This window comes from Pseudoalteromonas sp. CO342X, assembly GCF_004208915.1.
In the GTDB taxonomy this organism is placed as follows: domain Bacteria; phylum Pseudomonadota; class Gammaproteobacteria; order Enterobacterales; family Alteromonadaceae; genus Pseudoalteromonas; species Pseudoalteromonas maricaloris.
The window spans coordinates 1-14,515 of record NZ_SGPH01000040.1 but is presented as its reverse complement, the minus strand read 5'-3'; the positions used below and the strand labels follow the sequence as shown (position 1 = coordinate 14,515).

Sequence of the window (14,515 nt, the reverse complement as noted above, 5' to 3'; positions counted from 1 at the left end):
AAATTGAAGTAATAACTACTTGAAAGTGACCTTGCCACCGATTATTTTCAGTGCTGGCGCACCTCTCACTAATGTATCGCGGGCAAACTCTTGCTCACAATGAGGGCAGTTTATTTGGTTGGTGGTAAAATCTTGGGTGATCCGTTCTTTAAAACATTTAACTAGGCTGCCCTTGCCTCCCTTACGATACTTAAATAGCTGCAGGCGGCATCCAGCACAATAAATATCGACAGTTCTAACAGGGCCTTTTTTATTGGGTTTTGCCATACCGAATTAACTCATAATCCTGAGTACAAATGCAATGAGCGTAAACTGTAACACATGATAGCCACCGTTGACTAAAAACAATTTCATCGGGCGCTGCTCAAATATATAGCTTATTCCTAGTGAACTGGCGACGAAAAAAACTCCCACACCAAGCCCAACTCCGGTAGCCGCTAGCAAAGAGAGCGATAGATCAAGCATTACTGCCATAAACACAGCGGATAACAGAGACAACAAAAATGCGACGCCAAAAGTCATCTTGGGATCGCTCGTTTGTAGGTCAAGCTCTGTCAGTCCACATCCCTCCATCCAGGCTTTTTGAAACAGCATAGGCGAATACCAAATACCACCTAACATAAAGGAAGACAAAGCGGCGAGAATAATTGCCCAAAGGTTTAATGCTTCAAATGAGAGTATCATCGACTAACTCAGCATATTTCATTTTATTTAATAATGAGTATAAGTGAAAACCTACTTATAAACAGGTTTCTTTTGTAATTTCCTCTGCAGCGTTCTTCTGTGCATGTTAAGTTGCCGCGCGGTTTCAGAGATATTACCTTCATTTGCCTTTAAAACTTGCTGAATATGTTCCCACTCTAGTCGTTCTGGAGACATGACTTCTTCCACAATTTCTTGGCCTTTCTCTCCCAATAGCGTTTGTACTATCAAGCTGGTACTTGCAGGTTTAGTTAAGTAGTCGTCAGCGCCCAATTTTATCGCCTCAACTGCAGTCGCAATGCTGGCATAACCCGTTAATAATACAATGCGAGCATTTGCATTGAGCTGCTTGATTTGTGTTATGAAATTTATTGAGTTGGTCTCACCAAGTTTCATATCCAATAATATGTAGCCGAAAGCCTCTTGTTTACAAGCCACCTGCATATCTTCAATGGAAGTAACATGTTCAACACTAAAACCTTGTTTTTCCAAGCGCCTTATTAATGTCTGCGCATAAGGCACATCATCTTCAACAAGCAGTAACTTCATCACTCACCCTTGGTAGTTTAACTGTACATTTTGTGCCATAAGTAAGGTCGCTTTCAATCAGCAGATGTCCACCAAGCCGTTCAATTGTCGCATGACTCAGCAGTACAGCCATGCCAAGCCCTAGTTCACTATTCACAACATTGTGCCCCAGCTGCGCTAGCCTTTCTTCTGCAATTCCCTCACCTCTATCAAGTATGGTGATCACATGTTCAGTCGACTCTGAGGTAAATATCACGTCGATGTCAGTCTGTTTTGCTTGTTCATTTGCTCGCACGCTGTTACTAATAAGATTTAAAATCGAAGGCATCAACATAGGATCATCGCACAGTGTCCCCTGAACATTAATGATATCGAATCGAAAATGCTGCTGTGGATATTGTAAATTCGTTAATTCTTTTAACTGCTCAGCAAGATGCTCTACAGTTATCATTTGTTTAGACGCTGACTTTAAATACTCAGTAAATTCTCTAAAGACATTAAGCTGCTCCTTACATTTTCCAAGAGGTTCTGACATTTCTTGAACACATGCCTCTTTTGGATACGACTCCTCTAGCTCTTCGTGTAATAGCGCCAGATGTGCGATTGGCGTGGCGAGTTGATGGGTCGCTTGTGCCGCTGCACTACCTAATGCGATTAATTGCTCTTGCTGTAGCTGCTGCTCTCGTAACATTGCAATTGCCCGCTCTTTTTTTCGATTTTGCTTTACCAATATGCTCACCACAGTAACAACGACTATGATAGTGAAAGTAAAGTTAACTAACATCCCGAGCAAGTGAGTGCTCATGTCCATATGGTGGACATGTTCATGAGACATTTTTATATAAAGATAGAGATAAGCACCAATCGCCCCAGCCGACACCATCAGCATATTGATAGTTGGGATCGTTACTGCTGCAATAACCGTTGGCAGTACCAACAAAGACACGAACGCATTGGTTGCTCCGCCGGTCAGATCCAACAAAATAGTAAGAAACAAAATATCCGCCAACAATTGCATTGTCATGCCAATGGGCGCTGCTTCTTTTGTGTTACGGTAGGCGTAAATACTTAATAGCTGAAATACCGACTCCGCAGCCACCACCGCAGCCACAGAAACAAAATCAAATTGTTTACCAAAAACGACAGCCGCTATCGCTAGCATCACAATTTGGATAACGATTGCCACTGACCGCAACAGCAACAGTTGGCCCAATGCAGAGTTGGGAGAAAACGCAATTTTCATGAAAATGTAAGAAGCTAAGCTAAGATAAAAGAATTATACCTAATCTAACAAAAATAGGTGTGATCGAGGTCAGTTATATCGCGCTAACACGAACCTCTGCGACGCTTTTATGGCAATACCGTGAAGGATTTGGTATAAATAAAAAATTGGCCAACTGGTCGGATTAGATTAAGAGACACTATGGTTTATGCAAAAATCACGGGCTGGGGAAAGTGCATTCCACCAGCTAGCATCAGTAATGATGAAATTAGCACTATCGTTGACACCAATGATGAATGGATAAGTACGAGAACAGGTATCAAATCCAGACGCGTTAGCCATGTTAGCACTGCTGAACTTGCAACGGTGGCCAGTCAACACGCTTTGGCATGTGCAGGGCTTGAAGGTAAAGATATCGATCTTGTGCTACTTGCCACCTGTACACCGTCAACTATGGTGGCAAATACAGCTTCTTTAGTACAAAAAAATATTGGCGCTGTTGGTGCTGCAGCATGTGATACCAATGCGGCCTGTTCGGGCTTTTTGTATGCACTACAAAACGCTACCGCACAGATCCAAACCGGTATGATTAAAAGAGCAGTCGTTGTTGCAGCTGAGCGTATGACTTGGTATGTAAACTGGGCAAAGCGTGACAGCGCAGTATTATTTGGCGATGGTGCAGGTGCTGTCGTGCTTGAAGCAAGTGACGAACCAACCGGACTATTAGGCACCAAAACTGGCTGTGATAGCACAGATAGAAGTATATTACACATTCCAAACTATGGTACGGATATGGATCGCTGTGCAGGCACCGGACCTTCTGATCTCTCTTTTGAGGGACGTGAAATCTTCAAGCGGGCTGTAAAAGGTATGAGTGAAGCATGTGATGATGTACTCAACCAAGCACAACTTTCATTAGACGATATAGATGTGCTTATCCCGCATCAAGCTAATCTTCGTATCATTCAAGCTATCCAAAATCGCTTGGAAATTGCAGATGATAAAGTCATGGTTAATATCGACAAGTATGGTAATACCTCAGCTGCAACGATTGCAATAGCACTGTGTGAAGCTGTCGAAAATGGTCTTATTAAGCCACACGCTAATATTATGTCGGCGGCATTTGGCGCAGGATTAACCTGGGCTGCCAGCTATTTGAAATGGGGAGAAAGAACGACCCCAATTGCGTTGTCGGATGCACGTTTACCTGATTGCGATAAAACAGGCCTTGAATTGATTGCACCAGCAGTGGCCGCAAGTCAAGCTCAATAACTAACCTATTCTCCCGAGTTAGGGTTAATTGCTCGATCTTGCCCTTGGGTGGGTGGTAATATTGCAATATTATTATCTCTCATCCAAGGAGTTTACTGTGCTCAAAGCGCATACCGAGATCAGTCAATTAGAACCACAAGCAATTTGGAAGTTTTTTGACCAAATTTGTGCTATTCCCCACCCTTCAAAACACGAAGAAGCGCTAGCAAGCTTTATTGTTGACTGGGCTAAAAGCAAAAATTTAGACGTACGTCGTGATGAAACAGGTAATGTATTCATCAAAAAGCCTGCGACGAGCGGCATGGAAAATCGTAAGCCTGTTGTATTGCAAGCGCACATTGATATGGTGCCACAAAAAAATGATGATACAGCTCACGATTTCGTTACCGATCCAATCAAGCCGTATGTTGATAATGGCTGGGTAACTGCAACTGGCACGACGTTAGGTGCAGACAATGGTATCGGCATGGCCTCATGTTTAGCCGTATTAGACGCTGACGATATCAAGCACGGTCCACTTGAGGTGTTGCTAACCGTTGATGAAGAAGCAGGTATGAGTGGCGCGTTTGGTTTGCAATCTGGCTGGTTAGACGGTGAAATCCTGCTCAACACCGATTCCGAGCAAGAAGGCGAGATCTACATGGGCTGCGCAGGTGGTGTAGATGCATCCTTAACTCTACAACTCGCGCGAGAAGTGTTACCTAAACACCATCAAATCTTTGAGTTGTCTCTAAAAGGCTTACGCGGCGGACACTCGGGTGTCGACATTCACACCGGCCGTGCCAACGCCAATAAATTGCTTGCAAGATTCTTAAAGCATCATATCGCAGACTTTGACCTAAGACTTATCGAAGTCAGAGGCGGCTCCCTACGCAATGCAATTCCGCGCGAAGCATACGCTGTCATTAGTTTTGATGAAGCGAAAATAAGCGAGTTCCAAGCGCTTATTGAAGCTTATGAAACCATCATTAAGCAAGAATTATGTGCCATAGAAACCGGAATCACATTTGCGCTCAGCACTTCAACGAGTAACTCATTGCCAATGAGCCAAGCTTCTAAAAGCAAAGTACTAGCGCTTCTCAATGCTTGCCCTAATGGTGTTATACGCATGAGCGACGATATTCCAGGTGTTGTTGAAACCTCACTTAATATGGGCGTAATTTCTACTACAGATAATAGTTTAGAAGTCCTATGTTTGATCCGTTCATTAATTGATTCTGGTCGCAGTGATGTCGAGGGTATGTTGCGTTCACTCGCCGAGCTGACACAGGCTGACATTGAATTCAGTGGCGCTTACCCAGGCTGGAAACCTGATCCAAGCTCAGAAGTACTCGCTATTTTCCGTGATATGTATGAATCAATCTACGGCGAAAAGCCACATATAATGGTTATTCATGCTGGTCTTGAATGTGGTTTGTTCAAAGAGCCTTACCCGAACATGGATATGATTTCTTTTGGTCCAACCATCAAATTTCCACACTCTCCTGAGGAAAAGGTAGAAATTTCAAGCGTTGGTCTATATTGGCAGCAAATGAAGGGGATCTTAGAAAACATTCCTGAGAAGCAGTAAAACTAATCCAAAACTAATACCAATTTGACTTAATACTTGCTCAATTTGAGGGGTTAAATCTGACGCTAGCTGTGTTAAAAATTTATCATTTAGAACAACTAAATAGCAAAATTTTTGCCAGGCTATCGACAAGATTTTCTTGCCTCAAAATAAACCTCTTAGCTAAGTAAGTTGGTATAATTACTCTGAAATCATGTTGTTTTAAATAAACAAAAAGCCCAGCTGACATAGCAGGGCTTTTTGTAGATTTCAAATCTCTACTATTAGCTAAACTTTTTCTCAAGATAACTAAACATAGTTCTAAGACCCAATGCTTCACCACCAACAGGTCTACCCGGTAACGCTCTTACGTTCCAAGCCATCACATCAAAATGTAGCCAAGGTGTCGTGGCTGGCTCAACAAATTCTTTTAGATACAGTGCAGCTGTAATTGAACCACCAAACGGTGTCGAACCACAGTTAGCAATGTCTGCGATATCGCTCTTGAACAGCGCCTTATACTGATCAAACAAAGGCAGTTGCCAAATAGGATCTGCATTACCCAGGCCAATTTCCATTAGCTCAGAAGCAATCGCTTGATCTGTAGAATAAAAACCAGGCAGTTCAGTGCCAAGGGCGATGCGACACGCACCAGTCAAGGTGGCAAAATCTATCAATAGCGCTGGCGCTTCTGTTTGCGCTTCAGCCAATGCGTCACATAAAACCAAGCGTCCTTCGGCATCGGTATTATCAATTTCAACCGTAATACCTTTACGTGTTTTGATCACATCACCTGGCCTAAAGGCATTGCGAGACACTGCATTTTCTACCGCAGGGATAAGTACGCGTAATCTAACAGGCAGTTTTGCCGCCATAATCATATTGGCCAACGCGATAACATGAGCCGCTCCGCCCATGTCTTTTTTCATATTACGCATCCCAGACGCAGGTTTTAAGTCCAGACCACCGGAGTCAAAGCACACGCCTTTCCCAACTAAAGTGAGTTTTGCGTGGTCTTCATCACCCCAACGTAAATCAAGCAAACGCGGAGCATTGTCACTCGCACGGCCCACCATGTGGATCGTTGGGTAGTTTTGCTCTAACAACTCATCACCAATGATTTGTTCAAATGATGCGCCATATTGCTCGGCGAGTTCTTCCATTACTTCAGCCATGTGCTGGGGCATCATATCGGCAGCTGGTGTGTTTACCAGATCTCTTGCAAGATTAATAGACTCGACCGACGCTTTTACTTTGGCATATACCTTGGCATCTTCGATAGCAAGCTTTGCGACAATCGCTGGCAATTCTTTATAAGCAGAGAATTGATACGCTCCCAGTAAAAACGCAATAGCGTGGTTTTCAACTTGCTCAGAAGCGATATCAATAAAATAAGTGCCTTTTGGTAACTGCTTTGCAAGATCGCCCAATAGCCAAAAATCATCGTCTTCAGCAATAACAATAACTCGCTCTACTTCTCCAGAATCAGCATTCGGAATAAGAATATTTTTTTGCGACTGAAGTTGTGCGGTTTTTACGAAAAGCTGTGTCGTACTTGACTGCTGCGCTTGCCATGACGCTAATTCTGCAGCAGAGAAGATAGAAATGGGTGTACCCTTCGCAGAGTGAACGAGTAGGTTGTTCATGTAGGCCTCAAATTTATTATATTCGTACTTAGATTACCAAGGCTAAAAAGAAAATTCACTGTTCCTTGGCTTTTGTTGGCTTTTTTTTCAAATTGAATGAACTAGGCAAAACATCCACGCCCACTAATTGACCAACCTTTACGATTATCGGAATGGTAATGGGGGCAAAAGGTAAAACTGCAAACACACCCAGTCCTAATCCTTTGAGAATATCCACAAGTTGGGCGTTTGCTGTTTTTAGCTCAGCCTTATGCGCTCGCCCCAAAGTATATCGCTTGTATATCTCAAGCATTTCTTTCGTTTCTTGTTTCTCTTGTTCTAGTGCGCATTTGAGCGCAATCATTGCTCTGCGCAATCTTATTTGCTGTCTGCGTTTACTGATCCGAGCAACGCGCATCGGTGCTTTATGGACAACTTTGATCAGTTTCATTAATAAACTCAAAGATAGTGTTGTCCAGAGTCTATCAAAATTTTTAGCACTTTAGCTATTAGCCATTGGTACAAATTACCTATTCTAACGAGTAAAGTTATACGTAAAGTGTGCAAAACAACGAATTAGAACAAAATCAACCTCAATTACCACACAAAACTGTACAATAATCACTCACACAAAGAATAGCGTTCAGCACTGTTTAATTAATCTACAAAAACTGAATAATGAAATTTCAGTAAACTCGTCAAATTTTGTAACAACAAATTTTAAGCTGCTGGGTGTTTATCTAGAAAAGCAGTTGAAGTGCTCAAAAGTTCATTTTCAACAATAACTTACCATGCGGATTTTGTAATTCTTCTTAGCCTAAACAAAAAGTTATTAAGAAAGTTGCAGTTTCAGAAATCACTGCTAATTTTAAAAAAGCGCTTGCCAACACATAGCAAATTAAATTATATGTGTATTAAAGGTAAAAATATTATAAATGACCTTTTTTATTGGTATGACAACAACAATCAACTGGGGAAACAGGATGAAACTAAAAAGTAACATGCTGCGCCGTGCAATTCGCTTCGCGCTCGCTTCTGCAGCAACTACTTCACTTCTTACCACTACCGTAATGGCTGAAGAAGCCAATCAAACCAAAGCTAAAGCAGATGAAAAAGTCGAAAAAATCGCCGTTGTAGGTTCTCGGGCGGCGCCTCGCTCTGTGGGCGAGTCACCGGTACCTATCGACATCATCGGTGCAGAAGATATGTCAAAGGCGGCAGGTTCTGACATGCTAGAGTTACTGAAAGGATCAGTACCGTCTTTGAACGTACACGCGAACCCTATCAGTGATGCTGCGACTTTAGTAAGGCCAGCTAACTTACGCGGATTGCCTGCTGACAGTACGCTGATTTTGTTAAATGGTAAGCGTCGCCATCGTTCATCGGTTATTGCCTTTTTAGGTGGTGGTATTAACGATGGTGCTCAAGGTCCTGATATTTCAGTGATCCCTAGTATCGCACTGAAACAAGTTGAAGTACTTCGTGATGGTGCAGCAGCACAGTACGGTTCAGATGCAATCGCAGGTGTAATGAACTTTGTACTTAAAGACGCAAGCGAAGGGGGATCTTTCTCTATTCGTCAAGGTGAATATTACGAAGGTGACGGCGATACGACGGTGATCGAAGGTAACGTAGGTCTGCCATTTACGGACGATGGATTTGCTAACCTAAGCTTTCAGTACAAAGAAGCGGATGCGACTAGCCGCAGTGTTCAACGTCCTGACGCAGCAGCATACATTGGTGCCGGAGTTGAGGGCGTTGGTGACCCAGCGCAAATTTGGGGTGCACCAGAAATCAAAGACGATATCAGTATTTTTGGTAATGTTGGTGTAGACGTCACTGACAATGCTCGATTCTATATGTTTGGTAACTACTCTGAGCGAGACGTTAAAGGCGGATTCTATTATCGAAACCCTCAAACCCGTCCAGGTGTTTATTCTAACGACGGTGGCGAAACCTTACTCGTAGGCGACTTAGATGGCGTAGGTGTTGGCATCGAGTGTCCAGTCGTTAATCTAACGGATAAAAATGTAGCGAATATCCCAGCATATCAATTAATTGCAGCTGATACAGAGTTAGGTAGAAACTGTTTTGCCTTTAATGAAATTTTACCTGGCGGCTTCACTCCAAACTTTGGTGGTAACATCACTGATACCTCTCTAACTATTGGTGTTGAAGGGGAATTTAAAGATGGTTTCCTTGAAGGCGGTTTTTGGGATTTGAGTGGCTCGGTGGGCCGTAACGAATCACGTTATTTCATCACTAATACTGTGAATGCCTCTCTTGGCGCTGATACACCAATGGACTTCAGCCCAGGTAAATACATCCAACTGGAAAAGAATTTTAATTTCGATGTGTCAAAAGGCTATGATTTTGACCTAGCTTACGATGTAAACGTTGCAGCAGGTCTTGAGTGGCATGAAGAAACATTCGAAGTACTTTCAGGTGACGAAGCATCATTTATTGCAGGACCGCTGACTGAACAAGGCTTTGGCATAGGTTCAAATGGTTTCCCTGGATTTAAACCTTCTGCAGCAGGAGAATACACTCGTCGTAACTATGCCGCTTATGTAGATATTGAAACACCATTTACTGAAGACTTTATGATGGGGTGGGCACTTCGTTACGAAGATTACGATTCATTTGGTTCGACTACAAACTTTAAGATCACAGGTCAATATCATGTTACCGAAGACTTCTCGGTTCGTGGTTCAATCAGTACCGGTTTCCGCGCGCCAACGGTAGGTCAAGCTAACGTGTCTAACGTGCAGACAAACTTAAGCAGTGGTGTATTGGTAGATTCAGCACTATTACCACCAACAAACCCTGTTTCAGAGCAGCTTGGTGGTACTGAATTGACTCCTGAAGAGTCAGAAAGTTATACACTAGGTGCGGTATATCGCTCTGGCGACTTATTTATTACTTTAGATTACTACAACATTGAAGTAACTGACCGTCTAAGCCAGTCTGAAAAAATCGTTTTAAGTGATGCTGACAAAGCAGCCCTTAAAGCGGCGGGTGTTCCTAACGTTGATAACTTGGCGCAGGTGAGCTTCTTCACTAACGACTTCGATACCACGACTCAAGGTATCGACTTAGTTGGTAACTATTCTATGGATATGCTGGGTGGCTATGCAACATTCAGTGCAGCATACAACTGGAATGAAACCGAAGTAGATCGCTTCTCTGCTATCACAGGTGACTTCAAGGTATCTCGTTTAGAAAACGACTTACCGAAGCACAGAGGCACGTTAACTTGGGCTCAGCAATGGGATAACTTCTCAGGTTTTGTTCGTATGAACTACTTTGGCGAATACCAAGGCGTTCACGTAGATTATGATGCAACGGCAAAAACAGCGGACGCGACAATCACATTTGATGCAGAGCTTACCTACTTTGCAACAGATTCAATCAGTCTATCTGTTGGTGCAAATAATATCTTTGACCAAGATGCTGAAGAACTAGACTTCTTTGACGCTACAGGTATCCCAAATAACAACTGGGGTGGCAAATACTATGAAACATCACCATATGGTATTAATGGTGGTTTCTACTATGTGAAAGCAACCTATACGTTCTAACTTTTACTGTAACCCAGAAACAAAGGCGAACTAGCATTAGCTATTTCGCCTTTTTATTTTTATCCTATATAGCAAAGTAGTTAACTCTGAATAAAAAAATGCTGTTATTAAAGCGAGCCAACGAATTATTAGCCGAAAACAAGCTTAGAGAAGCTGAGTTTATGTACAAGTCTGTGCTTAAACAGTCACCTAACAACGGGCCTGCTCTATTTGGTTTAGGCCGTATTTGCATGCGTTTAGAGCAGTATGATAACGCAATCTACTATTTAAAAAGAGCATGCGAACATCTACCAAAAATGCTAGAACCGCTTTTCGCATTGGCAGATGCTTTTTTAGCGGTTGGCTCGCCTGTCGACACAAAAACTGTACTTGAATACACCTTGAGTGTGGCAAGGCATAATGCTCAAGCGCATTACCAACTCGGTCAATTCTATTTGGACTATGGCTTTATTGAACAAGCTAAAAACGTCTTTAAAGCAGGATTAGATTGTCCACATGGCGCAGTGACAGCCTTTATGCTGTACGAACTGGTACAGATGTCCTCAGCCAAAGAATTACCTGCATACTTAACGATTTTAGAAAAGTTGGAAAATGAGTTTGAAGCACCGAGACTAAAAACAGTGGTTCACTATGCTCTTGCTAAGTGTCATGAACAATTAGGTAACTTTAATGCAGCTCAAGATAACTATGCTTTAGCGAATGATACACAGCTGCTGATGAGCGAGTTTCGTACTGTAGACATGCTGCCATTTTTTGAATCAATCAAACAGAATTGCGGCAAAGCGTTTTTTGATAAACCTAGTGATAGGGTTAAGACTACATTTACGCCTGTTTTTATTGTTGGTTTGCCAAGAACTGGTTCGACTCTCCTAGAACAAATGCTAGTGCAACATTCACATGTTGGTACACTAGGCGAGAATACCGTGATCAGCGATAAAATTGTCCCTTACCTCAGTAAACGCAATAATGCAGAGTTCCCTGCTTGTTTAGACCAACTAAGTAACTCTATGTTAGATCATTGCCGCATACTCTATGTCGACGAGATCAAGCGGCATCGAGTGCCGGAAGAAGTGGTGATCAATAAACTTCCAGCTAATTTTCAAAACCTAGGCTTAATCCACAAGCTCTTCCCTGAGGCACGAATTATTCATTTAACTCGTAACCTCAATGCGACAGCCTGGTCGGTCTATAGTAATCATTTCGCCGAAAGCGAGCCCTACTTTTGCTCTTTAAGTGAATTTGCCTTGTATGCGCAAGCGCAAAGCGACTTGATGTCACATTTTAACCAATTTATGAAAAGAGATATTTTTACGCTCAGTTACGAACAACTTATCGCAGAGCCTGAAAAGTCCATCAAACAATGCTTAAGCTTTTTATATCAAAAATACGAACCTGAATGCTTGGAGTTTCACAAATCTAAAAAGCCGGTGCATACCTTAAGTAAGGCGCAGGTCAGAAAGCCAATCAGCACGCAGCCACTAGAAAAGTGGCAGCGCTATGAAGCGTTTATTGAGAAAATGATTGCTCAACCGCAAAGCGATCAAACCACGCCAGCAAATCTTTAAACTGATCATCACACGCATGTTTATGGGTTAACATGTCTATGTGCCCATAATTGTGCCGATGGCCGTGCTTTTTTCCATAAATTCTGAGTTCTTGTATCCCCTTTCCCGATTCACGAATAAATGCTTGAATATCGACAGGTTGTGCTAGTGCTTTATCTTTAACGCCCGCAATGTGCAAGATTGGAGGTAACGTCATGTCTTTTAATACTGCGGCATAATTAAAACCGTCATCGGAGTCAACCCATGGGTGCTTCTGTGCCCAGTCAGCGCTTTGAGCATGTGACTTTAAAGACTCATCATCACTCCCCCAACCAAGTCTTTTTGCAGGTAAGTATCCATGCTTTTTCGAATAATAGTGCGCAACGTTAAACCATATTAGGTTTGCTTTCAGTAATTTGCTCGGGTGATTGTTATGTAAACTACGCTTAGAACCAAAATAGACACATGCATTAACATGCTGGATTTCTTCAGGAAAGCTTGCAAAAACACTATTCATCAATACACCTCCCCAAGAATGCGCAATCCAATATTGTGCTCTAGATCCGGTATATCGTTCGATAAAATTCAGCATTTCAGGGATTTCGTGCAAGATTGATTCAGTTTGACCATAATCCGCTTCAGCGTCGATTTTAGGAATACTCTCTCCTCGCCCACGAAGATCGCCAACAAAACAGCGATAGCCGTGCTCAGCTAAAAAAGGCGCTAGCCCTTTATTGCTTTCAGTATAAAAAATTTTGCCATTTTCAACCGCACCATGCATAAAAAACACAACGGGGCCGCTACTATCCGGTTTCGCTATATATCTGAGGTGGAGTTTATGTCCATCTGCTATATCTACTAATAGTGATTTTGCGCTATCATTTCTTTGTTTTTATTCTTTGAACACTAGCCTCATCGTACCAGTTGACTGATTGATAAGTAAACTTTTAAACTGGGCAAATAAAGGGTTGATATGCTTTTAAGATAAAGCCAGTATTCAAGACTTAAGCGTTCGATTAAAAGTGTTATAATCCTTTTTATTTATTCGAAGAATCCTGTGCACCTAAGAAACAAGCATAATTCAGGCTATGATCTAGACAAGCTTATAGCGATTGAACCCGCTTTAAAGAATTTTACTTACAACCGAGCTGATGGCATAAAAAGCATCGACTTCACCAATCCAGATGCCGTAAAACTGTTGAATAAAGCACTGCTTAAGTCAGACTACGATATACAAGTTTGGGATATCCCCGCACAATTTTTATGCCCCCCGGTTCCAGGCAGAGCAGATTATATCCATGCGCTAAAAGATCTGTTAGATGAAAGTAACTTGCCCGATAAAGTGCAAGGCGTAGATATTGGTACTGGTGCCAATTTGATCTATCCCATCTTAGGATCAAGAGAGTATAACTGGCGCTTTGTGGCCTCTGATATCAATCCTCTTGCTGTGAAGTGTGCCAAAACCATTGCAGAACTAAATAAGTTGCCGGTAAAAGTGATGCAACAAAAGCAGCCTAATCACTTTTTTAAAACGATAATAAAAGCAAACCAGTTTTATCATTTTTCAATGTGTAACCCGCCCTTCCATGCCAGTGAAACAGATGCAGACAAGGGTACGCAAAGAAAGTGGAAAAACCTAAACAGAGCACCACAAGCCTCGCTAAACTTTGGTGGCCAAGCTCAAGAGTTATGGTGTGAAGGTGGAGAAAAGCGCTTTATACTGGATATGATCTCTGAGAGTGTCACTTTCAAAGAGCAAGTTTACTGGTTTACTTCCCTTATCTCGAATAAAGATAACGTCAAACCACTAAAACAACAACTTAAACAGGTCGCTGCCGAGCAAGTGAAAGTGATCGAGATGGAACAAGGTAATAAGTCAAGCCGTTTTATCGCCTGGAGTTTTTTCAAACCCTAGCAATGTGTATATGGTAGGAGCGAGTCCACCTTGCGAGACGTTCTATACTCCAAACAGCTAAAAAGCGTCGCATTGCTGCAACGGGTTTTGATGTACATGGTTTTTTGCCGGAACTTCATTACAACCCATCGGCGGGTAAACCACCTCCTACCATATTACACTTTGCTGATACTGTGGTGGGAGTGGGAGTGGGAACGAGTTTACCTCGCGAGGTTTTTAAATCTCAAATCTCTATACCCCAGACAGCAAAAAACCCGTCGCATTGCTGCAACGGGTTTCTCTTATTTGGCCCTGGCGATGTTCTACTTTCACATGGGTAATCCACACTATCATCGACGCTGTTTTGTTTCACTTCTGAGTTCGGCATGGGGTCAGGTGGGTCCAAAACGCTATAGTCACCAGGAAATTCTGTTTATCAATGAAGTCTCCCTCATCAATGTAAATCCGGAAAAAGCTATTAAATTCTTTGTCTACTTTAGTCTATTAACTTCTGTCGCTTATAAACCACTTTGGCGTTGTATGGTTAAGCCTCACGGGTAATTAGTACGAGTTAGCTTAATGCCTCACAGCACTTCCA

General features: G+C 42.3%; 12 protein-coding genes and 1 rRNA gene. 5 read left to right on the top strand and 8 right to left on the bottom strand.

Annotated features, from left to right (window positions below; genetic code table 11):
* Positions 1–15: 15 nt before the first annotated feature.
* Genes EXT47_RS19025 through EXT47_RS19010 form a run of 4 tightly spaced genes read right to left on the bottom strand, consistent with a single transcriptional unit; the run spans position 16 to position 2,416 of the window.
* Entirely contained in the window at positions 16–267 is a 252-nt protein-coding gene (locus EXT47_RS19025; protein WP_130127316.1) for a hypothetical protein, read from the bottom strand.
* Between the two features lie 6 nt (positions 268–273).
* Positions 274–684, bottom strand: coding sequence for a DUF1761 domain-containing protein (locus EXT47_RS19020; RefSeq protein WP_130127315.1), 411 nt, complete (start codon positions 682–684; stop codon positions 274–276).
* A 51-nt stretch (positions 685–735) separates the two neighbouring features.
* Positions 736–1,251 (bottom strand): response regulator transcription factor, encoded by a 516-nt coding sequence (locus tag EXT47_RS19015; RefSeq protein ID WP_039494861.1) that lies wholly within the window; start codon positions 1,249–1,251, stop codon positions 736–738.
* Entirely contained in the window at positions 1,232–2,416 is a 1,185-nt protein-coding gene (locus EXT47_RS19010; protein ID WP_240701633.1) for an ATP-binding protein, read from the bottom strand. Before EXT47_RS19010 ends, EXT47_RS19015 begins: the two co-directional genes overlap by 20 nt.
* A 237-nt stretch (positions 2,417–2,653) precedes the next feature.
* Here EXT47_RS19010 and EXT47_RS19005 point away from each other — a divergent pair, with 237 nt between their 5' ends.
* Together EXT47_RS19005 and EXT47_RS19000 are read left to right on the top strand one after the other, a co-directional pair.
* Complete coding sequence (locus EXT47_RS19005; protein ID WP_039494859.1) at positions 2,654–3,724, top strand: ketoacyl-ACP synthase III; 1,071 nt, start codon at positions 2,654–2,656, stop codon at positions 3,722–3,724.
* Between the two features lie 97 nt (positions 3,725–3,821).
* Positions 3,822–5,294 carry an aminoacyl-histidine dipeptidase gene (locus tag EXT47_RS19000; protein WP_039494858.1) on the top strand — a complete coding sequence of 491 codons (1,473 nt, stop codon included), beginning with the start codon at positions 3,822–3,824 and terminating at the stop codon, positions 5,292–5,294.
* A gap of 263 nt (positions 5,295–5,557) precedes the next feature.
* On the opposite strand, the gene EXT47_RS18995 is transcribed toward EXT47_RS19000, so the two are convergent.
* Both EXT47_RS18995 and EXT47_RS18990 read right to left on the bottom strand, forming a co-directional pair.
* Entirely contained in the window at positions 5,558–6,919 is a 1,362-nt protein-coding gene (locus EXT47_RS18995) for a M17 family metallopeptidase (RefSeq protein ID WP_039494857.1), read from the bottom strand.
* 55 nt (positions 6,920–6,974) lie between these two features.
* Complete coding sequence (locus EXT47_RS18990; protein ID WP_039494856.1) at positions 6,975–7,349, bottom strand: hypothetical protein; 375 nt, start codon at positions 7,347–7,349, stop codon at positions 6,975–6,977.
* A gap of 532 nt (positions 7,350–7,881) precedes the next feature.
* Between EXT47_RS18990 and EXT47_RS18980 the strand changes: the two genes are divergently transcribed.
* Positions 7,882–10,479, top strand: a complete 2,598-nt coding sequence (locus EXT47_RS18980; RefSeq protein ID WP_039494854.1) for a TonB-dependent siderophore receptor — start codon at positions 7,882–7,884, stop codon at positions 10,477–10,479.
* Positions 10,480–10,577: 98 nt separating this feature from the next.
* Positions 10,578–12,044, top strand: coding sequence for a sulfotransferase (locus EXT47_RS18975; protein ID WP_039494852.1), 1,467 nt, complete (start codon positions 10,578–10,580; stop codon positions 12,042–12,044).
* Here the strand turns inward: EXT47_RS18975 and EXT47_RS18970 are convergent.
* Positions 11,986–12,876 carry an alpha/beta fold hydrolase gene (locus EXT47_RS18970; protein WP_130127313.1) on the bottom strand — a complete coding sequence of 297 codons (891 nt, stop codon included), beginning with the start codon at positions 12,874–12,876 and terminating at the stop codon, positions 11,986–11,988. The genes EXT47_RS18975 and EXT47_RS18970 overlap by 59 nt on opposite strands.
* 204 nt (positions 12,877–13,080) lie before the next feature.
* On the opposite strand from EXT47_RS18970, the gene rlmF reads away from it, so the two are divergent.
* Complete coding sequence (gene rlmF / locus EXT47_RS18965) at positions 13,081–13,938, top strand: 23S rRNA (adenine(1618)-N(6))-methyltransferase RlmF (RefSeq protein ID WP_039494849.1); 858 nt, start codon at positions 13,081–13,083, stop codon at positions 13,936–13,938.
* Positions 13,939–14,227: 289 nt separating this feature from the next.
* Here rlmF and rrf read toward each other — a convergent pair.
* Positions 14,228–14,341: ribosomal RNA gene (rrf, locus tag EXT47_RS18960) — 5S ribosomal RNA — on the bottom strand.
* Positions 14,342–14,515 lie beyond the last annotated feature (174 nt).

What these genes read in the sequence shown, in the direction of transcription:
- EXT47_RS18975 (WP_039494852.1), top strand. Translation starts at nt 10,578, where the DNA reads ATGCTGTTATTAAAGCGAGCCAACGAATTATTAGCCGAAAACAAGCTT.
- EXT47_RS19015 (WP_039494861.1), bottom strand. Translation starts at nt 1,251, where the DNA reads ATGAAGTTACTGCTTGTTGAAGATGATGTGCCTTATGCGCAGACATTA.
- EXT47_RS18990 (WP_039494856.1), bottom strand. Translation starts at nt 7,349, where the DNA reads ATGAAACTGATCAAAGTTGTCCATAAAGCACCGATGCGCGTTGCTCGG.
- EXT47_RS19025 (WP_130127316.1), bottom strand. Translation starts at nt 267, where the DNA reads ATGGCAAAACCCAATAAAAAAGGCCCTGTTAGAACTGTCGATATTTAT.
- EXT47_RS19005 (WP_039494859.1), top strand. Translation starts at nt 2,654, where the DNA reads ATGGTTTATGCAAAAATCACGGGCTGGGGAAAGTGCATTCCACCAGCT.
- EXT47_RS18980 (WP_039494854.1), top strand. Translation starts at nt 7,882, where the DNA reads ATGAAACTAAAAAGTAACATGCTGCGCCGTGCAATTCGCTTCGCGCTC.
- EXT47_RS18995 (WP_039494857.1), bottom strand. Translation starts at nt 6,919, where the DNA reads ATGAACAACCTACTCGTTCACTCTGCGAAGGGTACACCCATTTCTATC.
- EXT47_RS19020 (WP_130127315.1), bottom strand. Translation starts at nt 684, where the DNA reads ATGATACTCTCATTTGAAGCATTAAACCTTTGGGCAATTATTCTCGCC.